Below are 24,290 nucleotides of genomic sequence, written 5' to 3'. Positions count from 1 at the left end.
TCACAGGTTTACAAATACGATGTTCCTCATCTAACGCGGTTCTGACACCATCTCATATGGGTGGTCAAAAGAAAGGGCTTTCCATCTTCAAGCTTGTATTTATCGATACCCCTTCTCCTCCATCTCTGCTAAAATAAGTCATATACCCCGCCAGATCTAGTGGGTTGATGCAAATAGTGAAAGCGAGGGAAACTATTTTATCCACATGTATGTTTTAGATCATTCAATCACATGTAAGAGGTGAGCTCATTGCGTCCGATTTTCTTAGGAATTGGTGCGGCCTTCTTCTTTGCCTCCACTTTTATCCTTAATCGATCAATGGAATTATCTGGAGGAAGTTGGGTGTGGAGCGCATCACTGCGATTTATTTTTATGGTACCGTTTCTTTTTCTTATTGTCGCTTCACGAAAAAACACGCGGGTTTTGTTTCAAGAAATGAGAAAGCAGCCTAGCTCTTGGTTCGTGTGGAGCTTGGTCGGATTCGGGCTGTTTTACGCCCCGCTTTGCTTTGCTGCCATGTATGCTCCAGGCTGGCTGATTGCCGGGACGTGGCAATTTACGATTATATCCGGGTCGTTGCTCGCTCCTCTTTTTTTCGAGACCATCGAAACGCCACAAGGATTGAAAAAAGTTCGGGGAAAGATTCCTATTAAAGGGCTGGCGATCTCATTGATCATTTTTTTCGGCATTATTCTTATGCAGCTTGAGCAAGCCAACCATGTATCTTGGCGCACGGTTCTGCTCGGTGTTGCGCCAGTCATTGTCGCTTCCTTCGCTTATCCGCTTGGTAATCGTAAAATGATGGAAATTTGCGGCGGCCGTTTGGATAGCTATCAGCGAACGCTTGGAATGACGTTGGCCAGCCTGCCATTTTGGCTGCTCTTATCGCTATACGGGTTGCTGACAGCAGGCGCACCAAGCAAGGAACAAATCATCCAGTCACTGCTCGTCGCTATCTTTTCAGGAATTATTGCTACGATTCTTTTTTTTCAAGCTACCGACATGGTGCGCAAAGATATGCATAAGCTGGCGGCTGTTGAAGCAACACAATCAATGGAAGTGCTTTTCGCCGTGTTCGGAGAAATCCTCCTCTTGTCGGCTCCCATGCCTTCAGCCCTTTCATGGTTCGGCATGCTAGCCATTGTCATCGGTATGATTTTGCACAGCTACTTTTCCCGAAGGCTGCATGCTTCTGCTTCCAGTCAGCAAAGCCTGAATGCATAAAAATGTCAGGTGTGTGGATGCTCCAATAAAAACCCATTGACTGGCTTGATTTCTAGCCCAATCATTCCATATGTTTAGTAAAATAATGGTTCATCAACACTTGTGTAAAAATAAAACACGGCCGCCAAGTTTATAGGAAAAACTTTTGACGGCCGTGTTTTATTTTTACAGTTGCTCAACGGCTTGATAACCGTATTGCTCCATTTTTTCATAAATGGCCCTTAGCTTCGGATTTCCTTCTCCCACAATTTCTCCTTCCACAACCACAACCGGGTAAAATAAATCCTCTTCAATGACCTTTTCCGCAAACGCTTTCTTAACCTCGTCATCCGGCGGATTAAAAATATCGACATATGTGATAAGAAACGGCTGATCCGGATATTTCCGTTTAATGGCGGCTTCAAGCCACTCATACGTTTCTTTTGAAGAGGGCAAATTAACACACGAAGCACATATGACCTCTGCCCCATATACGCATATTTCCACTTGCTTCAACGACATAGGCGGCCACCTTTCCTCTCTATGACAAATAAAGTTATTAGATTTTTTTCTTTATACCGATTATAATAAAGTTAAGGAAAGGAGTCGATAAGAATGAGCGATTTGGAAATTAAAGAACAAGTACAAGAAGTGTTAGATAAGTTGCGCCCATTCCTTCTTCGCGATGGCGGTGACTGCGAGCTTGTCGACGTTGAGGACGGCGTAGTTAAATTGCGCTTGCTTGGTGCTTGCGGCAGCTGCCCAAGCTCAACCATCACTTTAAAAGCCGGAATTGAACGTGCTCTTTTAGAAGAAGTGCCAGGAGTCGTTGAAGTAGAGCAAGTATTCTAAACATAAATAGAAGGGTGTCCTAAGCGGGACGCCCTTCTCTTCTTTTACCTATCCATTTCATATGCTTCTAAGGTTGTTTTATACACTTGACTTCCTTTTGGCTCGACGGTTAACGTTTCAACCTGGCAATGCCGAAAATGAGGAGCCAATCGTTCTCTTACATGTTCTCCCTTTCCAGGCTCAACAAAACAAAGGATTGTTGGCCCTGCGCCGCTCAACGCTACACCAAACGCTCCATATTCCTTCGCAAGCGGCAGGACAAGCGGTAATTCTGGAATCAGCTCTTGACGATACGGCTGATGAAATAAATCGCATTCCATCATCTTTCCGGCCAGCTCCCAGTTTTTCATGAGCAGTGCAGCGACTAAAACATTGCTTATAGCGCTTGCCTCTACTGCTTCTGCCCTAGTGAACGATTGCGGCAGAACGCTGCGTGCTTTTTTTGTCTCCAATTCATAGCTGGGAATGACGGCGACCAAATCGAGATCAATATCAGAAAGATGGACAATCGTCGTTTCCTCATTACGATGACTGCCAATGACCAGTCCTCCATATAATGAAGCGCCAACATTGTCAGGGTGCCCCTCATAAGTAGCAGCCAGCCGTATTTTTTCCTCCATTGTCAAGGATAAGTCCGCAAGCTCATTAGCTAATTCAATTCCAGCGACAACAGCGGCAGCGCTGCTCCCCAGTCCGCGCGTAAATGGAATATCGCTGGATACCTTGACAACGCAAGGCGGCAGAGCACGCCCATACTGGCTGGCAAGACGTTCTACCACTTGAAAAATCAAATTTTCCGTTCCTTGAGGGATCGTTTGAACTTCAGCCGTTTGAGGAATGAAGCGCCATTCATCGCCTTTATGCACTTCCAATTCTAAATAACGAGAAACGGCAAGACCAAGAGAATCAAATCCAGGTCCTAGATTAGCCGTACTGGCTGGAACAACGATCTTTAGCATCTCTCCTTCTTTCATTGGCGAACAGCCCCTTGAATATGCTCAAATACGACCTGCTCCTCATTTGGGAGAACAAGCGGCTTGATTTCTGCCACATCGATGGCAATCGCCGGATCTTTTAATCCATTTCCCGTAAGCACGGCAACGACTGTGCTTCCGCTGCTGATTTCCTTGTTATTTCTCTGCTTGATGACCCCTGCCAGGGATGCGCATGAAGCTGGCTCGGCAAAAATGCCTTCTTCTCTGGCAAGAAGCTTATAAGCCGTCACCATTTCCTGATCGGATACTTCATCAATTTTCCCTTTCGATTCGCTAGCGGCCTGCACCGCTTGATTCCAGCTTGCCGGATTGCCGATGCGAATCGCGGTTGCAATCGTTTCTGGTTGAGTAATGACCTGGTTGCGGACAATCGCTGCCGCCCCCTCTGCTTCAAACCCGCGCATTTCTGGAAGACCCGTGCCTTTCGCTTCATGATATTCTTTAAACCCTTTCCAGTAAGCGGTGATATTTCCCGCATTACCAACAGGAATCGCTAGTACATCCGGTGCCTTTCCCAGTTGATCGCAAATTTCAAAGGCCCCTGTTTTTTGCCCTTCGATTCGATATGGATTGACCGAGTTAACAAGGGTAATTGGCGCCATTTCACTAAGCCGGCGCACCATTTTCAAGGCCTCGTCAAAATTGCCCTCAATGGCGAAAATTTCTGCTCCATAAATCGAGGCCTGAGCTAGCTTGCCCATTGCAATTTTCCCGTGCGGAATCACAACAATGCAGCGCAATCCTGCTCTGGCCGCATACGCAGCCGCTGCCGCAGAGGTGTTTCCTGTCGAAGCGCATATAATCGTATGGCTTCCTTCCTCCTTCGCCTTGGCGACAGCCATAACCATTCCCCTGTCTTTAAATGAACCCGTTGGATTGGCCCCTTCGACCTTTACATAAAGATCGATTTCAAGCAACCTCGATAAACGCTCCAAACGAATAAGCGGAGTATTTCCTTCATTTAGTGAAAGAAGCGGGGTTTTTTCTGTAATCGGCAAAAAATGACGATATTCATGCAATAATCCCTTCCACATCATCAATTTCCATTCCCTTCTACGCGGTACGAGCTTTTGACTTGATGAACAATTTCAAGATCCCTTAAACGCTGCAAAATGTCTTCGTAAGCCTGCTGTGAGGCCCTGTGAGTAACAATGACAATCTCGGCCAGCCCTTTTTCTTTAAGCGGAAGCTGAAGAATTTTTTCAAAACTTACCCCCTGCTCAGCAAAAATTGCGGTAATTTTAGCAAATGCCCCCACTTCATCCTTCACATGGATGCGTACAAAATATTTAGAAAAGATTTCTGAACGTGATTTTAGACGCTTCTCGTATTGCGGGGCGACTGCACTTCTACCGTTGACGCCAAGCCGCATATTTTTCATCACCGCTACCAAATCCGATACGACAGCGGTCGCGGTTGGCAAGCTGCCTGCTCCGGGTCCATAAAACATCGTTTCTCCAACGGCTTCCCCGTATACATATACAGCGTTGTACTCGTCGCTCACAGAAGCAAGCGGGTGTGAATCAGGAAGCAGCGTCGGCTGCACGCTGACTTCGGCTTTATCGCCATCACGATGGGCAATGCCGATTAATTTCATCGTATAACCTAAACGTTTGCTATAATCTAAATCTTCCTCCGTAATATCCGTAATGCCTTTTACTTGTACATCTTCTAAATCGATATTCATAGAAAAACCAAGACGGGCCAAAATTGCCATTTTTCTGGCTGCATCCAATCCCTCAACATCCGCGGACGGATCGGCTTCCGCATAGCCAAGATCCTGGGCTTCTGCAAGCACTTGCTCATAAGGCATCCCGTATTTGCACATTTTCGTTAAAATAAAATTAGTCGTTCCGTTGACAATCCCCATCATTTTTGTAATGCGGTCAGAAGCTAATCCCTCGACAAGGCTTCGCAAAATGGGAATGCCCCCTGCAACGCTGGCTTCATAAAATAAATCGCATCCGTTTTCTGTTGCTGTGGCCAGCAATTCCGAACCATATAAGGCCATTAAATCTTTATTAGCCGTCACTACGTGCTTTCCTTGCTGTAATGCTTGCAAAAGATGCCTTCTCGTTTCTTCAATTCCTCCCATTACCTCAATAATCACATCGATCTCTGGATCGTTGATCACCTCATCAGCACGGGTCGTCAGCAATGAAGTGTTCACCTGAACATCACGTTCCTTATATACATCGCGCACAAGAATCTTTTTCACAACAACAGGGCAACCCACTTGATGGATAAGCTGATCCTGATGATTTTCAATGATTTTAACTACACCGCTCCCCACTGTTCCTAATCCTAATAAGCCTACTGCAATCGGTTTTGCCACATTTTCCACCCCTTTTGTTTCTCTTATATGTACATTTGTCCTTTTATAGTAGACATTATAAAAGATATACTTTTCTTTTACAATGATTATTTTATTATCATATATTCTGAAAACGCTTAACATCAAGTAAATTCAGATAATTTTTTATTCATAAAAGGGGCTGCCCCAAAACGCTAACACGTTTTGCGGTCAGCCCCCTTGTTTTTAGGAAACAAATAAAAAAATCGCTCCATTTTTGTTAGAATGGAGTCACCCCAACCACATTCAACACAAAAACAAGGAGCGATTCTTTTATGAAGCACTAAGTATACCATGGACAACCTTACATTGCCAAGCCATATAGCGGATCTGATTCCACCGGATAACATGGCCCATGTCGTTCACGAGATGGTCGAACGTATCCCCATGGAGACGTTTTTGTCTTATTACAAAGGAGGAGGCGCCTCTGCCTATCCCCCTAAAATGATGACGAAAATCATTCTTTATGCTTACACGCAAAAAATGTACCACGGTCGGGAAATTGCTCGAGAATTGGAGGTACACCTTCCACTCATGTGGTTAAGCGGGTTTCAAAAGCCGGATTTTCGTTCCATTAACCGGTTTCGCTCGGAACGGATGAAGGAGCTCATTGACGATCTGTTCCGGGAAATCATCACCCTGCTTGTCGATGATGGCTATGTCAAGATGGAAGACTATTTCGTCGATGGAACAAAAGTGGAAGCGAATGCCAACCGGTACACGTTCGTTTGGCGCAAGTCCGCCGAGAAGTACCGGGAGAAACTGCAAGCCAACGTCGATCAGCTCATCGCCCACATCGACGGGATCGTGGAGAAAGAAAACACAGAAGAATCTGACGCTCCGCCTGCTTGGACTTCAGAAGAAATTCGGCAGAAAACGAGGGAGTGGGAAGAACGACTCGAGGCCGAACCGGACCACAAAGCGTTGAAGAAATCCATCAAGACGATGAAAGAGGGGTACTTGCCCCGCAGTGAAAAATACGAGCACCAACTTCATGTATGCGGAGACTGCCATAGCTATTCCAAGACCGACGTGGATGCCACCTTCATGCGATTGAAGGAGGATCACATGCGGAACGGTCAGCTGAAGCCCGCTTATAACGTACAGGTGGGTTCTTCCGAGCAATTTATTTTGGGGTATTCCCTCTATCAGAGACTTGGCGACACCCGTTGTCTTCTCCCCCATTTGGAGACCGTTCGAGAGAAGTACGGGGTCGAGCCTGAACGGTTGATCGGTGACGCGGCCTATGGGTCGGAAGAGAACTACGTGAAGCTGGAAGAGAACAACCTATCTGCCTTGATTAAGTGCAACACATACGAGAAAGAGAATACTCCCAAGATCCAAAAGAATCCACATCATCAGCGGAACTGGACATACAAGGAAGAAGACGTTTGGATTTGTGTGAACGGGAAAAAGCTGGTCCGTATCGGAACATCGAAACAGACTTCCGAATCGGGATACACCTCGGTCACCCAACACTACCCATGCCACGAATGCGAGGGGTGTCCCTTCCGTTCTGCCTGCACAACTTCCCAGTACGGACGGACCACGCAATGGAACCCGGTCTATCACGAACAAAAACGGAAAGCTCGGGAACGACTCGAGAGTGAAGTAGGACAAGCACAATACCGCCAACGTAAAACCGATATTGAGAGTGTGTTCGGGCAAATCAAACAAAATCGCGGTTTTCGCCGCTTTGTCCTGCGAGGCCTTCAAAAAGTTTCCATCGAATGGGGGCTGAGGTACCGTCAAGAATTTTGTGTAATGTAATGGGGGTAGGGTTTCTCTGAATGGATTTGAGTTGATAGGGGACTGTTTTTTTTCACACATAAGACTGAATATTCAGTCTTATGTGCGGAAAGGGAGAATCCCCTAATGTTGTTTATTTACAACATTTGGTTAACAATAACGTTCTTCAAACATTCGTTGAAGGGCTTCATGAGCTTCGGCAAATCCTCGCAACCTTCTCCCTGCCCATTTCTCATTAAAATCTTGAACAGTCAAATACACGACTTTTTCAGCAGCTTCTAAACTGCTCAAACTGTTCATCGGCTTGAGACGTTTCCGAATCTCCTTGATCGTTCGTTCAATGGCATGGGTCGTGTAAATCACACTTCGAATACGGCTTGGATACTCCATAAATGTAAGGAGGACATCCCACTCATGGGCCCAAGATTGGACTTCTCTCGGATACTTGCTGGACCATTTCGACTCAAACTGTTGAAACATCTGGAACGCCATCTCCTTATTCGGCGCGCGATCAATCAGCTTGAGATCCTCTGCCACTTCAAATTGATCTTTTTTCCGAACACGATGTAAGGTATTACGTACTTTGTGAACGACACAGCGCTGCACATCGGTTTTCGGATAAACGGCTTTAAAGGCTTCCTCCAGTCCCGGAAGGCCATCAAATACACCAAGAAGTACTTCCTGTAATCCTCTCTTGTAGAGATTGTGGAGGATCTCTTGCCACCTATAGGCACTTTCTTGTCCTCCTACGAAGAAGTCGAGAATTTCACGATACCCTTCTTCGTTTACCCCTAACACGACATAAATGACCTCTTTTTCTACCGTATCTCGACGAAGTTTCACGTACAACCCATCCAGATATAAGACCGAATATCGCTTTTGTAGAGGACGTGTGTGCCATTTCGCAATGTCTTCCTTTACCACATCCGTGATATGACTAATCGTTGTTGGTGAGTAGGCATTTCCTAAAATTCGTTCAATAAACTTGCCAATCTCACGTGTACTCATGCCACTTTGATACATCTTGATGATGGCTTCCTCGAGCCAGCCGGTAGGGCGTTGGTAAGGGGGAACAACTGCGTTTGAAATTCCCCGTTTCGGTCTCTTGGGATCAAAAGACCTTCAATCCGGCCATATTGCGTATCTAGATTTCGTTGATAGTAGCCGTTTCTCATATTCGATGTTCCGGCTTGTTCTATTTCGAGGAAATTTTTTATTTCTTCCCGCATGATCCGTTCTAGTTTTTCCTTTACAAACTGACGAATGGCGTTTTCCAGTTGATTGACCCAGTCTACATTCGGTATACTTTTAGACATAGGTAGGGTTCTCCTTTCTCTAAGATTTTTGGCCAAATCAGAGAATACCCTACCTTTTTCTTTTGGTCTAGTAAAATGCTTTACACAAAATTTTATACATCATCAGCATGGGGCTGTCCAAAAAGTCAGGGTAACTGACTTTTTGAAGCCCCTCTTATTTTTTTTATTTTTTAAAAAAGTACACAAAAAAATCGTCCTATCCTGTAAAATGAAGGTACCACCACAACATTCCAGAAAGGACGATTTTTATGAGCAATCAAATGATTACTACTGAAAATTATAACACGCAAATGACACTTTTTCCAGAAACAGAGGAAAAAAAGCTCTCTAAAAGACAATTAGCCCCTACTTTTAAACCCTATGACAACCGTCAAATTCAAGTTATTTTTGATATTGAAGCCCTCATACCAGAACATCACGTCGCACGAGTAGTGGATGAAATGGTTGAATCTGTACCAGATGAGCTATTGTTTTCTCATTATAAAGGCGGCGGCAGAAGTTCCTATCATCCCAAAATGATGCTGAAAATCATTCTGTATGCTTATTCTCAAAAGGTTTATTCCTGCCGAGGAATCGAAAAACTAATAAAAGAAAATATTCCTGCCATGTGGTTAGCTGCGATGCAACAACCCGATTTCCGCACGATCAATGAGTTCCGTGGAGAACGGATGAAGTCCTTGATGGATGAGTTATTTGAAGCGATGATTCTGAAATTGATTGAAGAAAATTACATCACGATGGAAAACTACTTTTTGGATGGTACTAAGATGGAAGCCAATGCCAATAAGTATTCTTTCATGTGGAAAAAATCAACCTCGAAATTGGAAGCGAAGTTAAGAGAAAAAATTCAAGAAACACTTCAGTACATTCAAGAATTAACCCAATTAGAAGCAGGAACAGCACAAAAAGAGGCGAACGAAGATCCAGAAATCACGGAACAGAACTTGGAAGCCATCGCTCAAAAATTAGAAGAAAAAGTCGAAATCCTAACAGAGGAAATCGAACAGGAATCCGATACAAAAGTTCGGAAGGAAAAACGAGCAGAACGCAAGAAATGGAAAAAACCTTTAAAACTGATTCGAGAAAATTTTTTACCTCGACTAGCCAAATACAAGGAGCAGAACGAAATCTTTGGCGATCGTAACAGCTATTCAAAAACGGATAAAGACGCAACTTTTATGCGAATGAAAGAAGATCATATGAAAAATGGTCAACTGAAGCCAGGGTATAATGTGCAAATCGGGACAGAGAATCAGTTTATCTTGTTTTATACCATTCATCAACGACCAACCGATACACGTTGCTTTATCCCACATTTGGAGAAGCTAGCGTCCACTTCATTACCGATGCCCAAAACAGTCATTGCAGATGCAGGATATGGCAGTGAAGAAAACTATGTATATGCGATTGGTGATGAGAAAGAGCCTCGATTTGATTTTCTCATTCCTTATGGATCCTATGTACAAGAACAGACACGCAAATACAAAAAGGACATTAAAATGCGAAAAACTGGACCTATTGTGAAGAGGATGATTGTTTTATTTGCCCGAATGGAAGAAAAGTAACGTTTAAAAAATATCAAAACAAAAAGAATCCGTCTGGTTATGAGCAAAGCTTCAAAATATACGAATGTGAAGATTGTACAGATTGCCCATTAAAAGCGCAGTGCACGAAAGCGAAGGGCAATCGTCAAGTTCACTGGAATACCGTCTTCGAAGAAATGAAAGCGAAGGCAAAAACAGCCCTTGAATGTGAAGAGAAAGCCGCCATCTATGCTCGACGCAAAGTCGAGGTGGAAAGTGTGTTCGGTCACATCAAGGGCAATCGGTCGTTCCGCAGATTTTCATTGCGGGGTCTCGACAAGGTACATGTCGAGTTTGGAATTGTGGCATTAGCCCACAACATACTGAAAGTAGCAGGCATCCGCCAGCTACTTTCGGAGAAAAATCGAAAAAATACAAAAGGGGCTGTCTCATAAGGGTCTGACCTCACGTGCGTTTAACAATATATAGCTCATTTATCCAACATTATGTCATATATATTGTGTTGTGGGGGCTGACTCTTCGATTTTGAGACAGCCTCTTCATTTTAGGGACTTATCAGACAGCCCCATTTTTTTGCATAAAACAAAATAGGTATAGTTGTTGAGTGACAAAAAAGTTGTTTAAATTACATAAATGTTGTTTAAATGCAAAAAAGTCGTTTAATTTTCTTTTTGTACCAACGAAGCAGGATAGAGAATAAGGTAATGAATGGTTAAACCTAAATAAAAAGGTTATTTATTTGCTAATGTCGAAACTCTAAATAGGGAAAACAATATAAGAGACTTGCTTCGATAAATTAATTAAGAGGGGTGGTTTTTAAATGACTTTTTTGTTCGTAAACATAAAATAAAATAATCTAATAAATTGGGAGTTTTTATCGAAAAGATAACGCACTGAAAAGGACATTTTTACTTTGAAAAAACAGGATATAATTTTTTTAGGAAAGTGCGAGATGTAAAGTGATAAAAGGGATGTTTAAATTGTAAAAATATTTAAAAAACACAGTTTGCGGATTAAAATGGAAGTAATATAAAACTTTGGCTCTTCACCACAAAATGTACTTGACAATTAAATTTTTTTGTACATAAAGATACAAAAAAAGCGAAATTTCCTGTATGATAAAGGTGACCAAACCATCAACCATGGAGGAAATTTCGCATGCATTCTCAGTTGATCAAAGGTTTTATCGATTTACCAGACTTTCTTATTCAAGGAGAACGAAAAGAGGGAGATCGCTGGATTTTCGAACTGTCTCTTCCTCCGCATTGCCCGGTCTGCCTCGTTTGCTTCGGACGTACAACGAAAGTGTCATCCATCCAAACGGAAGCAATGGATCCATGGCTATACTCATACAATCGGTCTATTTTGTATTGAACTCCCTGTTGAAAGAAGACGTTGCTCCACTTGTTCCCTTACGTTTACCGTTTCCTATCCGGGACTTTCATCTCACAGTATCGTAACGGAATCGTTTCAACAGTGGGTCGCTCAGCTCTGTATCGAAAAAACGATTCAAGAAGTCGCTCACTTTTTACAACTTGCTTATACAACGGTAGAACGTTGGTTTTATCAATATACCCCGGCTTGTTTGTCAACTTCGGATTCGACCGTTGTATGCGTGGATGAATTCGCTTTCCGTAAAGGACAAGATTATGGAGTAGCCGTAGATGGATGCTCAAACTCGGCGTGCCCTGTCTATGGCTTCAGGAAAGAATGAAGAAGCGATTGCAGAGGTCCTTCAACCTGTCGCTTCAACGGCGAAGTATATCGTCAGTGATTTGGCTCCAGCCATGAGAAAAGCCATTCAAAAAGTGTGTCCAAGATCCATGTTCTCGATCACTTCCATGTCATTCAGTTGTTCACCGATGCACTCAAGCGTTGCCGTAAATACCTTGCTAAAGGTGGAACGAAACATGGAAGCGTTCGCCGTGTTTGCCGATTATTGAGCCAACGGCCAGAAAAGTTGACAGAAGAAGAGAGACAGAACGTTCGACAATGGTGTCAAGAAAGTTCGTATTTACGCCATGTCTATCAAACTCTTCAGCACTTCCGTTACGTATCGAAAAGTCCAACAAGAAAACAAGCCGAAACTCGTTTGGCACAATGGTTTGATCGCCACCTCTTTAGTGAATGTGCGGCTGTGCGAAAGTATTACCAAGGCGCTGCTCGCTCGAAAAGAGGCGGTGCTTTCTTGCATCGTTTTTCCTTATTCCAATGACCCAATGGAAGGAATCAACAACAAAATCAAGTTGATCAAAAGGCGGGGATATGGATACCGAAATATCCAACGCTTTGCTTTGCGTGTGCGTTTAGAGACTGCTATCATATGTTAACGTAAAAATCAAGTACATCTTTTGGTGATGAACCGAAATTTTGTTTTTTACGGTGGTGACTTGAAATGCGTGATTCTAATGACATTTATGCTAATGATAGTGTAGTGGATTATATGACACATCCAAATTTAATAATCATTCTTATCGTTGTAAACATGATATTGATGGCAACAGCTAAAAGAACATTTCCTTTCATAGCTTTCTGTGGTTTATTGCTTTTGTATTGGATTGGATTCGTTTATGATTATAGTTTTACTATGGAAAGAACTCCGCATGAAATACTTAGTAACCTCATGAATATCTTATACATAATATTTCCTTGGATGGTTTGGTGTTTCTTTGTTTACAGTGTCTATTCGAACGTTATAAAACTTTTTAAGCGTAATAAATCTTAAATATAGTGTGTTTAATGAACGAGTGCGTTCGTGTAATAGTAATAGAAGAAGAAAACACCTAGCTTTTACAAGACGAATTTTTTATGTCCTAAAATCAATATTGAATGATGACAGAACCAAATATTTAATAGATAAGGAAAAGATTTATATGAATTCTAGCTAGCTTACAATTTATTGGAGGAATTATTGCTGTAATAATTTTTCGGGTACTATAAAAGGATGAAACTTGTAATTATAGCGTCAATTCTGCTTTTCCCCTCCTATTACTCTCATTCTAGTTTTGCTTTTAGATACATCAGAAAATTCAGGTAACATTTAATATTTATGGTTTGTAACTGCTAAACTAAACTGGACAGTTTCCGACAAATAAAATTGGACACTTATTTACCAAAAACGCTCTTAACAGCTAAGATAGATATTGACATTCTACTTAGTTGCTAGGAGGAAAAGAAAGGTGGATAAGTGGGAAGTGTACATGGAAATTTACCAACTGTTAAAGCAGGGATTTAGTAAAGTTGCAGTAGCTAAAAAGCTAAACATATCCCGAACAACTTTATATCATTATCTTCAGCGGTCACCAGAAGAGATGACGAGGTGGTTAGCTTCCACAAAGCAAAGGCAAAGGAAATTAGATCCGTATCGAGATATGATTTTACAGTGGATTCAGAAACATCCAGACATCTCAGCGTCCCAGATACAAGATTGGTTAGAGGAACGTGATCCAAACCTTTCGGTTGGAGAGAGTACCGTACGTCAATATGTCCGGCATTTACGTGAAGAATGGAAGATACCAAAAGAACTATGTTATCGTCACTATGAAGCTGTTCCGGACCCACCGATGGGAGAACAAGCACAAGTGGATTTCGGTCAAATACGTGTAAAAGATCAACGAGGAAAAGAAGTGCAGTTGTATTTTATCGCTTTTGTTCTGTCCCACTCGCGTTACAAGTATAAAGAATGGTTGAATCGCCCTTTTACGACAAGGGATGTGATCGAAGCACATGAACGAGCTTTTCAATGGTTTGGAGGCATGCCACGCGAACTCGTTTACGATCAAGACAATCTGATCGTTGTGAGCGAAAATGCAGGAGATCTCATTCTGACGGCGGAGTTTGAAGTGTATCGTAGACAGCGAAACTTGACGCTTCATGTGTGCAGAAAAGCAGATCCAGAAAGCAAGGGAAAAATTGAAAATGTAGTGGGTTTTATTAAGCACAACTTTGCCAAACATCGTACCTTTTTGCATTTGGATTTATGGAATGAACAAGGGTGGGAGTGGCTGAACAGAACAGGAAACGGGAGGATTCATAATACAACAAAAAAAGAGACCGGTCGATGTGTTTGAACAGGAAAAAACACACTTACGCCCCATCTCTCTCGCTTTAGATTCGGCACGCGCCGAAATATCTACCCTAGCCAATAGTATAACAAGAACGGTAAGAAAGGACAACACGATTTTATATCGATCCAATCGATACACGGTTCCGCTTGGGACGTATACTCCTTTTGGGAAAACGGTACAGGTCGTCATGAAAGAAGAAACAGAGTTGTGGATATACGATCCTAAAACAGAAAGATGCATAGGAAAACATCGCATCGCCGAAGGAAAAGGGAAACTGATTCAAAACCGTAATCACTTGCGTGATCGTACAAAGGGAATCGATGCTTACATCGAACGAGTAGCCCATCAATTTGAGCAACCGGAGGTGGCGAAAGCATTTTTAGCCCATATTCGAAAAGCCTATCCGCGATATATGCGAGATCAATTACAACTCATCCAGACTCAGCTGGCTCAACATCCTGCATGCATTTGTAGCCAAGCTCTGCAACAATGCATGGAACTACGGTTGTATAGTGCGTCAGAGTTTACAGACGTCATCGGTCACTTGCAACGCCAGGTAACGTTGCACACAACCCATGTGAATGTGCAATCACCGCAACCATTGCATGAAGAGGGTCATTCTGTGTTGCATGCACAAGCTGCCAAAAGGAATATCGAAGAATATATTCACATTTTGGAGGGGAAAAGAAAATGAGCCAGTTGACGAACGTACAGGAGAATTTACGAGCATTGCATTTAACAGAGACAGCGTCACATTTACCGATACTATTAAAGAAAGCTGAAACAGAGGAACGGACATATGTAGGTTTTTTGCATGATGTGTTACGTTATGAGCAACAACGAAGAGAGGAAAAATTACGGGAAAGACGTTTAAAATGGGCGTCTTTCCCATACTACAAAACATTAGATGAATTTCAACTGGAGGAGCAACCATCATTAACAAAAAGACAACTCCAGCAATTATGTGAACTGGTATGGCTGGATCAGCTGTTTAATTTGATTTTATTAGGACCACCAGGTGTGGGTAAGACACATTTGGCGATAGGAATTGGGATGGAAGCAATCTATCAAGGATATAAGGTTACATTCATCACGATGGGAGAATTAGTTCATGCGCTGAAAACAGAAGTAATAGTATGTAAAGAAACCCAGCACAAATAGGGCATTTCTGTTATAGAAAACGCCCTAAGTAGTAGAAAGAATATCATCGAGTGTTTCGCCTTTCAACAGACGACACAATGAGTTCCACACGTTTTTTTCGTGTTTCGTGAGTGTGGAAACGATGCTTCTTGCGATACAAAAAGACTGGGCGAATGCTTCTTCACGAAACGTGCCCGAGATGTTCTCTTTCACTTTGACCATGCGAAGATCCCGTTCTGCTTGGTTGTTGTCAAAGGGAACATGAGCTTCCCGCAAGAAACGCAGCGCTTCTTCCTTTCGTTTTTGAAGCCGTCCAACAAAGGCAAGTGCTTTTTTCGGGAGAGGCGTCATCGTTTCCAATCGGTGCTGTGCTTTCGCTAGGATGCGATCATACACACGCTCCCATCGTTTCGTGTCTTCGTTAGGAAGTGCACCGTGATGGACTTCCACCGCCTGCTTGGCAGCGAACAGAAAGGTGGTCATGCGCATGGCCCATGTCTGCCCTTGTTCGATGAAGCTCTTCAGATCACGCAAATGATGGGCGTGACAAAGGGCATGGGTGGCTTCGGTGTAGTTCGGGTACGTACCGAACGCATCATGCATCATCGTCCCTTTATATCGTGGAAGAATCCCGATGTCATCGGTCGCTTTCTTTCCACGGGAAGCGTGAGGAGCCAAGTACGTATATTTCGATGTGCACGCGACATGAACCCATGCCCGTTTCCCTTCGATGCGCAAACTCGTTTCATCGACATGCAAGATGTTGGAATCCAGCAAAGCTTCTTCGATGATGTCCATGTTTGGCTCCAACGCTTCATGTCCTCGTTTCACCATATTGGCGAGAGTCCCTGTGCTGATCGAGTGCTGATATAACGCTTCGATCATATCACCTACACGTTTGTAAGGAATCAATTGAATATGGTGCAAATAAACGGCGAGCGCAGTGAGCCGCGGGCCATATTGCACATGATTCGTTACGTGTGGTGGGAACGGGGCTTGTTGGACACATTGGCAATGCGGACACGATTTCACTTCACGATCATGTTGGGTGACCTTGATCGTCACAGGAGGGAGATCGAACACTTGACGGACATCGACTTTGAAAGGCTGGACTTCACACAAAGAAGCCCCACATCCTTGACACATGTTCACACGATGGACGACACGATGATGCGGATGTTCCACTTGACGGAGCGTCGTTCCACGATGTCCTTCTTGTCCGCCTGGCTTTTTGCCAGATGGCTCACGTGAAGAACGGGGGCGGGCAAAACGGTCAGAGGATGGGGGCAAATGGCTATTGGAGCTGTTTTTTTTCGTGCGTGCTTCCAGCTCTTGAATGCGACCTCTGAGTCGTTCATTTTCTTTGCTCAAGTGCTTGTTTTTCTGACGCAACTGTTCATTTTCTTGGATGAGCTGATGAATGAACTGGTTTTGTTGTTGGATTTTGCCCATGAGGCTCTCCATTGTAAATACAGCTTGTTGTACCGTCAACATGCGATTCACCTCCTTGTCTAGAGTATTCACATCATAGACAAGAAATACAAAAACTATTCAACTCACTTGATCATGTGGCTGAATAGTTACAAACAGAAGAAATGACTCGTAAATCCCAAATTCGGTTAAAACGTTTGAGGGAATCGAATCTCGTCATTATTGACGACTTAATGTTTATGGACATGGATCAAAGAGAAGCCAATCTCTTTTTTCACCTAATTAATGACTTATATAATCAATCTTCTATCATCTTAACGTCCAACAAAGGGCCTGCGGAATGGGGAGAATTATTAGGTGATCCTGCGATTACTATAGCCATTTTGGATAGAATTATTCATCGCTTAGAAGTCATTCATTTGGGTGGAGATAGTTACAGAATGAAAAACAGAATTTCCATTTTTGGTGACAAAACTGTTCAAAATTAATGATCAAAAAGTGTTCAATTTTACTTGACGGTTACAGCTTTTTCTTTTGACTCCTTATATTCTGTGGGGACTATTCATTTTAAGTCTATGCTTGTAGGCTAAAAATAATATATTAGAAAAATGAACCAATGTATTTGAGACAATAAAGGGAGATGCTACTCGTGACATCTCCCTTGTTTTATTAATCTATGCTTGGCCACATTGCATTAAGAGTTTGATCAGCATTTGTTGTAGTAACTCCGTTTAAAGTAAAGGACAATCCACTAAAATAATTTGCGTGAATATCAATCGGATTTTTCTGAGGTTTCTGTGGAACATTCACAATCCTGTAAGGCTTATTTGTCCAAAAACCCAATTTTGTTACCCAATCTTTTACTTTACTATCTCTCATAAATGTTGTATTACTAGCTAGATCAGAAGATAGTGGCATATGAGGAGAGCCTACCTGTACAACTTCATGAACAGAGTAGCCTGCTGATTTTAATAATTGCGCTCCACGGATAGAAGAAACCCCTCCACCGCTATGTCCAATTAATACAATCTTTCCACCTCTATAATTCTTCTTAGCAGCATCACGAACTTTAGTTCCAGTAGTGTATTGAGGTAGTACACTATTACCTGCCTCGTAAATAATGGCTTGTAATTGAACAGATGCTAATGTTGGCCATAGGTATGTCGGAAGACCATCAGTTTTTCCATAAGGAAAAATAGGATTTGCGACACGTACGGACTTACCAATTGATGCATATTTATTAATAATTTTAGGAATAAACGTTTTAAAATATGAAGAATTAGTCAACATACCTGCCGCAAGAACTACGGTAAAGTCACATGCTGATGCAGTACAGTTAGAAGCATTTGCATACGTCTCCATTTCGCTATCCGGTACTTCATATGGTTGAGCCGCTTCCATAACCTGTGGATCCGGTGGAACAATTATTAATACGCGATCTTCATACTGCAATATGTCCATATTATAGCTTAAACTCTGTCTTGTAAAATAAGCTTTTCCATCTTCTACAACATATTGATTACCTACTAAAGAAGCATATTCATCCGTTAGATGCTCGAGGTCTAACATTAAATCACCATAAGGGTACTTCTGAGCGTTATATGAGCCGATTAGCGTTTCTTCCGTTTCACCATCTTTTTTGATATAGAGAGGTAAGTTAGGGCTAATAGCGAAACGAGTATTAATGGCTGATGAACCAAAAGCTGAAACTGATACATAATACGTTACACCAGCTGTTAGCTCGTAAGTCACTTTTGAAAAAACACTCTCAATCATATCATCTGAGTATGCTAATTCATTGGTTAAGTTTTCATCCGAATATAAGCGGACAACTGTATCACTTATAGTACCATCTTGTTGGTATGAACTAGTGTAGAAACGGTAGAATCCGGTTCTTGGAGCAGTAAATTTAAAGTACTTTTTTTCATTAGCTCCTATAGAAAGGTCTACGTAACTATTGTCTTGCATTGTAATAAAATTAGGAGGTGCATTTGTGATATTTAATCTAGCGTATACACTACCGTTATTATAGCCTTTCACTTTAATGTAATAGGATGTTCCAGCGATGATGTATAAAATTTTGTGTAAAGCATTTTACTAGACCAAAAGAAAAAGGTAGGGTATTCTCTGATTTGGCCAAAAATCTTAGAGAAAGGAGAACCCTACCTATGTCTAAAAGTATACCGAATGTAGACTGGGTCAATCAACTGGAAAACGCCATTCGTCAGTTTGTAAAGGAAAAACTAGAACGGATCATGCGGGAAGAAATAAAAAATTTCCTCGAAATAGAACAAGCCGGAACATCGAATATGAGAAACGGCTACTATCAACGAAATCTAGATACGCAATATGGCCGGATTGAAGGTCTTTTGATCCCAAGAGACCGAAACGGGGAATTTCAAACGCAGTTGTTCCCCCTTACCAACGCCCTACCGGCTGGCTCGAGGAAGCCATCATCAAGATGTATCAAAGTGGCATGAGTACACGTGAGATTGGCAAGTTTATTGAACGAATTTTAGGAAATGCCTACTCACCAACAACGATTAGTCATATCACGGATGTGGTAAAGGAAGACATTGCGAAATGGCACACACGTCCTCTACAAAAGCGATATTCGGTCTTATATCTGGATGGGTTGTACGTGAAACTTCGTCGAGATACGGTAGAAAAAGAGGTCATTTATGTCGTGTTAGGGGTAAACGAAGAAGGGTATCGTGAAATTCTCGACTTCTTCGTAGGAGGACAAGAAAGTGCCTATAGGTGGCAAGAGATCCTCCACAATCTCTACAAGAGAGGATTACAGGAAGTACTTCTTGGTGTATTTGATGGCCTTCCGGGACTGGAGGAAGCCTTTAAAGCCGTTTATCCGAAAACCGATGTGCAGCGCTGTGTCGTTCACAAAGTACGTAATACCTTACATCGTGTTCGGAAAAAAGATCAATTTGAAGTGGCAGAGGATCTCAAGCTGATTGATCGCGCGCCGAATAAGGAGATGGCGTTCCAGATGTTTCAACAGTTTGAGTCGAAATGGTCCAGCAAGTATCCGAGAGAAGTCCAATCTTGGGCCCATGAGTGGGATGTCCTCCTTACATTTATGGAGTATCCAAGCCGTATTCGAAGTGTGATTTACACGACCCATGCCATTGAACGAACGATCAAGGAGATTCGGAAACGTCTCAAGCCGATGAACAGTTTGAGCAGTTTAGAAGCTGCTGAAAAAGTCGTGTATTTGACTGTTCAAGATTTTAATGAGAAATGGGCAGGGAGAAGGTTGCGAGGATTTGCCGAAGCTCATGAAGCCCTCGAGCGAATGTTTGAAGAGCGTTATCACTAACCAAACACTGTAAATTGACGAAAGAAGGGGATCCCCCCTTTCCACACAGGAGACTGAATATTCAGTCTCCTGTGTGGAGGAAACAGCCCCCCTCTCTATTCTAAAATCCATTTCAGAGATACCCTATCTATCTTACATTACACAAAATTCTTGACGGTACCGAAAAAAGCCTCTACCTCCTGAATCTTCTCCAGAGGTTCGGGAGGTCAAAGTCAGTACGACGGACCCTGAGAGTGGATTATTTGTCAAAAATGAAAGGGAACGAGTCTTTGCTTATTCGTTTCATACGATGTGCGAGGATAACGGATTTATCCTGCACACTGTGGTAAAGGCAAGCAATGTCCATGACAGTCAAGTCCTTCATGAGCTCTTTTATCGAGTCAAAGAGAAAGTGGGAAAACCCTCGGCTTTGGCGTTAGATGCGGGTTACAAAACTCCTGCGGTAGCGAAACGGCTTATCGATGAAGAGGTTCGTCCGGTTCTTCCTTATACTCGTCCGAAAACGAAAAAAGGCTATTTTCGAAAACAAGATTTTGTTTACGATGAAGCGAATGACTGTTACCTTTGCCCGAACCACCAAGTGTTAACGTATTCGACGACGAATCGAAAAGGACTACGCGAATACAAATCGAATCCAATGATTTGCCAAGAGTGTCCGTTTCTCTCTCAATGCACTCAAAGTAAAAATCATATCAAGGTTGTAACACGTCACATTTGGCAAGGATATTATGAAGAAGCGGAACATTTAAGACATACCGAAGAAAACAAAAAAATCTACGCTCGGAGAAAAGAAACGATTGAACGAGTGTTTGCAGATATGAAAGAGAAGCATGGTCTGCGTTGGACAGTTTATCGAGGTCTGGAAAAAGTTTCAATGCAGGCGATGCTTGTTTGTGCTGCCATGAATTTGAAAAAACTAGCTACATGGCTATGGAGGGCCACTCAAGGCTCTTCATTTTTTTCACATCTAGGCTCTTATTTTCATCAAAATAGGGTTCAGACACTGAGTCTGAACCCTATTTTGTCTACAGTCTGAAATTCCCCGCTATGCGGGGAATTACGCATTGTGGTGGTTGAGTAACCATTCTTTGTTTACAAGCGTTTTTGGCGTCTCGCCCTTTAAGACAGCCAGTATATTTTGGCAGCATAATTCCATCATGTTACAGCGCGTTTCAACGCTTGCACTGCCAATATGAGGCAAGGCCACGACATTTTTTAAGGAAAGCAACGGATGAGAAGGATCAATAGGTTCTTTTGTAAACACATCCAATCCTGCACCTGCAATCTCTTGTTGAACAAGCGCCTCGTACAAGGCATCTTCGTCGACAACCGCCCCTCTTGACGCATTGATAAAAATCGCGGAACGCTTCATCATTTGAAAAGCGGAACGATTAAAGAGGTGCCGGGTTTCCTTCGTTAAAGGAGTCAAGCAAACGATAAAATCAGATTGCTGCAAAAGCTCGGAAAAAGAACAATAGACTGCGCCAAGCTGCGCTTCCGCCTGCTCGTTTCTCGACCGGTTGTGATATAAAATGTTCATGTCAAACCCTGCAGCGCGTTTGGCCACCGCTTGGCCGATTTTCCCCATTCCAACAATTCCAATCGTCTTATGATGAACATCCGTTCCCGCCAATAGAAAAGGGCTCCAGCTTTTCCATTCGCCGCTTTTGATAAATTCAGCAGCCTCTACCATACGACGCGCAGCAGCTAACAATAACGCAAAGGTTAAATCCGCGGTTGTATCCGTTAATACATCTGGTGTATTACAAATGGCGATTCCCTTCTCCGTTGCCAGTGAGACATCAATATTATCAAAACCGACAGCTAAGTTGGCGACAACCTTCAACGATTTCCCAACTTCCATTATTTCCCTATCGATTTGCTCTGAAAGCATCGTTAATAGCGCATCCGCTTTCGTCGCTTCCTCCAACAAAACTTCTCTTGATACAGCTACATCTTCGTAAGGCCACATCGTCACTTCCGCATATTCCTTGAGAGGTGCAATGATGTCATCTGGCAATTTTCTCGTAATAAAAACATACGGCTTCACTATTGCCCCGTCTCCTTCCTTATACGATCATCTTTCTTTTTCATCTTATCATAAACAAAACGAAAAAAAAGATTTCTCTTGATCGATTGGCCTTACAATCACAGAAGCAAGCCAATTAAATACATCACATTTTTATAAAAGCATAGGTATTGATGATTCAAAACAAACCAATGAACAGGGCTGGAGTTCTCGCTTTTCTGCTGAAGTCGGCAAGCCGATTGGCTTGCCGACCGTGCATGTCTATAGGATGCTCTTCTCATATATAAAAGGCTAGGCAGGCGATAGCCATTTAATGGTTGGCAACCGGAAGCGGCGAACAAGCTCAAGCCGGTCATAAAAAGTGGCTAAAAACTGCTCATAGTTTCTTGTATTGGCCAAAATGGTGCGAAGCATCTGTTCCCGTCCATGCCTTTCTTCCTCTTTATTGGCGGAATAATAGCCTTCAATGCATTCAAAATAGTGAAGCGGAAATACTAAACGGGCATAGATAAGCCGCCAAGCAAAAGCGGACAACGGCGTCAAACGTTCGTACTCACGGAAAAAACGGCGAATTTGCTCATCATCGCTTCTTCCTTCTTTCATATATAAGGCTCGCACCCATTCTGCCAAATCGCGCGCGCAATGATCATATACCCAATCTGTCGGTAGCTTGACCTCTCTTCCTTCAGCCCAAAGGGTATGGGCAATTCGTTCATGGCAAATGGTAGCCGAATCAACAAAATACGGCTTTTCATCCAGTTCCGTATCCGTGATGTATTGAATAGCATTTTCCGTAAGTCCCATATAATATGGGAAGGATTCAATAAATAGCTGCTCAAACTCTGTTTCTCGTGGCACCTTTACTTTTTCCCTCCAAAAATCTTCCATCTGATCAAGCCTTTGCCCCCACAACTCCTTCCATCGACCAATTCGCTTACAGTGGGCAATATAGGCTGGAAAATGCCGCCCCTGTTCATGCATCTTTGCTAATTCCTTGCCAATTGGAATCGTTCGCGTATATACATGCGGATAAATGCGCAGAACAACAAAAGGCCGGTCTTGATGATAAGCTATGATCGTACCTGTTTTGGTCTGTACAAAAGAAGCGACTGACAGATCTCCTTTTGCGTGTAAGTACATTCCCATCTGATACAACTCATTAACTTCCTCACCCGTTCGCTGTTCAACAGGAACAATCATATATCGTTCATTTTTGAATAGAAATGTATCATACTCTCCCATCTTCTCTGTCTGCTCTATACTTAGCCCGTATTCATCGTTAATGACCTCACGCACAGTTCTCATCCTCCTTCAACAAAGTATATGAGGAGAGCATAAGAAAAATTTGTATAATCTGTCGAGCCAGCATAAACATAAAATATTTGCGCCCTATTTCGCTTTTTGAGTATAATACTAACAAATTCAATGGAGATGGATTTCCCTCTGTTTTGCTAAAACATTGTGACAGTATGGTATGAGCTTGACCGGGAAAAAACAAAGCGATGCTTTCATTGATCAAAATACAAGCAAAGCAGACAGCCATCGCTGTTTATTTTCAAAAAGGCAGCTAATCATCGATGTCTGGCTGGCAGACAGGCTGCAATGAAGCGGTCTAACTATCAACACCCTTGATATCAGGCATAAATTAGACACGTTTACACGGCAGCAAACATATACAATACAAAACACTTTATAAAAGAAATAGGTGAAATCAATGGAAAATCTCGAACAAACCGCTCGCAATTGGTTAGAAAAACGTGGCGTCAAAATCGAAGATATTGCTGACTTAGTATACTATCTACAATCCAAATACCATCCAAACTTAAAAATGGAAGAATGCATTGAAAATGTGAATCGTGTTCTTTCCAAACGTGAAGTTCAAAATGCGATTCTGACAGGAATACAGCTGGATGTATTAGCGGAAAAAGGGATGCTGGAAGAACCTCTTCAATCCATCATCCATCGAGATGAAGGACTATACGGAGTAGATGAAATTCTCGCCTTATCGATTGTGAATGTATACGGATCGATTGGCTTTACCAATTACGGCTACATTGATAAACAAAAACCGGGGATTCTCCAATATTTGAATGATAAATCAACGGGAAAATGCCATACCTTTTTAGATGACATTGTCGGAGCCATCGCAGCAGCAGCTTCAAGCCGCTTGGCACACCGTGCTGCCTATGAAAAAAAATAAAGCGAATGTTAGCGGAGCATTCCATTCTTGATGTTTATACAAAACAAAAGAAAATGCCTATTATTAGGTGATTATCG

At 42.5% G+C, this 24,290-nt stretch carries 13 protein-coding genes and 8 pseudogenes; 12 read left to right on the top strand and 9 right to left on the bottom strand.

The annotated features are described in order from the left end of the window. The first annotated feature begins 249 nt into the window (after positions 1 to 249). Positions 250 to 1,224, top strand: a complete 975-nt coding sequence (locus GFC28_RS15565; RefSeq protein WP_044745116.1) for a DMT family transporter — start codon at positions 250 to 252, stop codon at positions 1,222 to 1,224. Between the two features lie 165 nt (positions 1,225 to 1,389). On the opposite strand, the gene GFC28_RS15560 is transcribed toward GFC28_RS15565, so the two are convergent. After that, positions 1,390 to 1,725, bottom strand: coding sequence for a YuzD family protein (locus tag GFC28_RS15560; RefSeq protein ID WP_044745117.1), 336 nt, complete (start codon positions 1,723 to 1,725; stop codon positions 1,390 to 1,392). Between the two features lie 28 nt (positions 1,726 to 1,753). On the opposite strand from GFC28_RS15560, the pseudogene GFC28_RS15555 reads away from it, so the two are divergent. Then, positions 1,754 to 2,055, top strand: a pseudogene (locus GFC28_RS15555) (NifU family protein). Positions 2,056 to 2,099: 44 nt separating this feature from the next. Here the strand turns inward: GFC28_RS15555 and thrB are convergent. Genes thrB through GFC28_RS15540 form a run of 3 tightly spaced genes read right to left on the bottom strand, consistent with a single transcriptional unit; the run spans position 2,100 to position 5,385 of the window. Beyond that, positions 2,100 to 3,029, bottom strand: a complete 930-nt coding sequence (gene thrB, locus GFC28_RS15550) for a homoserine kinase (RefSeq protein WP_044745118.1) — start codon at positions 3,027 to 3,029, stop codon at positions 2,100 to 2,102. Further along, a complete protein-coding gene (thrC, locus tag GFC28_RS15545) occupies positions 3,026 to 4,087 on the bottom strand; it encodes a threonine synthase (RefSeq protein WP_044745119.1) in 1,062 nt (353 codons plus the stop codon). Before thrC ends, thrB begins: the two co-directional genes overlap by 4 nt. Continuing rightward, positions 4,087 to 5,385 (bottom strand): homoserine dehydrogenase, encoded by a 1,299-nt coding sequence (locus GFC28_RS15540; protein ID WP_044745125.1) that lies wholly within the window; start codon positions 5,383 to 5,385, stop codon positions 4,087 to 4,089. The genes thrC and GFC28_RS15540 overlap by 1 nt, the downstream gene beginning before the upstream one ends. Positions 5,386 to 5,697: 312 nt before the next feature. On the opposite strand from GFC28_RS15540, the gene GFC28_RS15535 reads away from it, so the two are divergent. After that, a complete protein-coding gene (locus tag GFC28_RS15535) occupies positions 5,698 to 7,173 on the top strand; it encodes an IS1182 family transposase (protein ID WP_044745120.1) in 1,476 nt (491 codons plus the stop codon). A 129-nt stretch (positions 7,174 to 7,302) separates the two neighbouring features. On the opposite strand, the pseudogene GFC28_RS15530 reads toward GFC28_RS15535, so the two are convergent. Then, positions 7,303 to 8,381: pseudogene (locus GFC28_RS15530) on the bottom strand (IS256 family transposase). A gap of 377 nt (positions 8,382 to 8,758) precedes the next feature. Here GFC28_RS15530 and GFC28_RS15525 point away from each other — a divergent pair. The 5 genes and pseudogenes from GFC28_RS15525 to GFC28_RS15505 all read left to right on the top strand — a co-directional run. Continuing rightward, a pseudogene (locus GFC28_RS15525) lies at positions 8,759 to 10,446 on the top strand (IS1182 family transposase). A 724-nt stretch (positions 10,447 to 11,170) separates the two neighbouring features. Continuing rightward, positions 11,171 to 12,342: pseudogene (locus GFC28_RS20325) on the top strand (ISL3 family transposase). 849 nt (positions 12,343 to 13,191) lie between these two features. After that, positions 13,192 to 14,082, top strand: coding sequence for an IS21 family transposase (gene istA / locus GFC28_RS20130; RefSeq protein ID WP_082063585.1), 891 nt, complete (start codon positions 13,192 to 13,194; stop codon positions 14,080 to 14,082). Then, positions 14,075 to 14,773, top strand: a complete 699-nt coding sequence (locus tag GFC28_RS20125) for a hypothetical protein (RefSeq protein WP_082063584.1) — start codon at positions 14,075 to 14,077, stop codon at positions 14,771 to 14,773. Before istA ends, GFC28_RS20125 begins: the two co-directional genes overlap by 8 nt. Then, positions 14,770 to 15,222 (top strand): annotated as a pseudogene (locus GFC28_RS15505) (ATP-binding protein); the annotation flags it as partial. The gene GFC28_RS20125 and the pseudogene GFC28_RS15505, both read left to right, overlap by 4 nt. 42 nt (positions 15,223 to 15,264) lie before the next feature. Here the strand turns inward: GFC28_RS15505 and tnpC are convergent. Further along, positions 15,265 to 16,713: an IS66 family transposase gene (gene tnpC / locus GFC28_RS15500; RefSeq protein WP_044742528.1), complete on the bottom strand. Its 1,449-nt coding sequence runs from the start codon at positions 16,711 to 16,713 to the stop codon at positions 15,265 to 15,267. Between the two features lie 86 nt (positions 16,714 to 16,799). Here tnpC and GFC28_RS15495 point away from each other — a divergent pair. Next, positions 16,800 to 17,138: pseudogene (locus tag GFC28_RS15495) on the top strand (ATP-binding protein); the annotation flags it as partial. Positions 17,139 to 17,319: 181 nt separating this feature from the next. On the opposite strand, the gene GFC28_RS15490 reads toward GFC28_RS15495, so the two are convergent. Further along, positions 17,320 to 18,690 (bottom strand): lipase family protein, encoded by a 1,371-nt coding sequence (locus tag GFC28_RS15490; RefSeq protein ID WP_044742527.1) that lies wholly within the window; start codon positions 18,688 to 18,690, stop codon positions 17,320 to 17,322. Between the two features lie 128 nt (positions 18,691 to 18,818). Here GFC28_RS15490 and GFC28_RS15485 point away from each other — a divergent pair. Beyond that, positions 18,819 to 19,984 (top strand): annotated as a pseudogene (locus tag GFC28_RS15485) (IS256 family transposase). Positions 19,985 to 20,147: 163 nt separating this feature from the next. Then, positions 20,148 to 21,020: pseudogene (locus GFC28_RS15480) on the top strand (IS1182 family transposase); the annotation flags it as partial. A gap of 21 nt (positions 21,021 to 21,041) precedes the next feature. On the opposite strand, the gene GFC28_RS15475 reads toward GFC28_RS15480, so the two are convergent. After that, complete coding sequence (locus GFC28_RS15475; protein WP_044742333.1) at positions 21,042 to 22,037, bottom strand: 2-hydroxyacid dehydrogenase; 996 nt, start codon at positions 22,035 to 22,037, stop codon at positions 21,042 to 21,044. A 267-nt stretch (positions 22,038 to 22,304) separates the two neighbouring features. Further along, entirely contained in the window at positions 22,305 to 23,309 is a 1,005-nt protein-coding gene (gene yutH / locus GFC28_RS15470) for a spore coat putative kinase YutH (protein WP_044742334.1), read from the bottom strand. A 418-nt stretch (positions 23,310 to 23,727) separates the two neighbouring features. Between yutH and GFC28_RS15465 the strand changes: the two genes are divergently transcribed. Continuing rightward, entirely contained in the window at positions 23,728 to 24,213 is a 486-nt protein-coding gene (locus GFC28_RS15465; protein WP_044742335.1) for a phosphatidylglycerophosphatase A family protein, read from the top strand. Positions 24,214 to 24,290: the final 77 nt, after the last annotated feature.

The organism is Anoxybacillus sp. B2M1, from assembly GCF_001634265.1.
Classification (GTDB): Bacteria; Bacillota; Bacilli; order Bacillales; family Anoxybacillaceae; genus Anoxybacteroides; species Anoxybacteroides rupiense.
The sequence above is the reverse complement of the archived record's forward strand: the minus strand, read 5'-3'. Positions and strand labels throughout refer to the sequence as shown.

Coding starts and splice junctions, on each gene's coding strand:
- GFC28_RS15560 (WP_044745117.1), bottom strand. CDS start 1,725: ATGTCGTTGAAGCAAGTGGAAATATGCGTATATGGGGCAGAGGTCATA.
- thrB (WP_044745118.1), bottom strand. CDS start 3,029: ATGAAAGAAGGAGAGATGCTAAAGATCGTTGTTCCAGCCAGTACGGCT.
- thrC (WP_044745119.1), bottom strand. CDS start 4,087: ATGATGTGGAAGGGATTATTGCATGAATATCGTCATTTTTTGCCGATT.
- GFC28_RS15535 (WP_044745120.1), top strand. CDS start 5,698: ATGGACAACCTTACATTGCCAAGCCATATAGCGGATCTGATTCCACCG.
- tnpC (WP_044742528.1), bottom strand. CDS start 16,713: ATGTTGACGGTACAACAAGCTGTATTTACAATGGAGAGCCTCATGGGC.
- GFC28_RS15465 (WP_044742335.1), top strand. CDS start 23,728: ATGGAAAATCTCGAACAAACCGCTCGCAATTGGTTAGAAAAACGTGGC.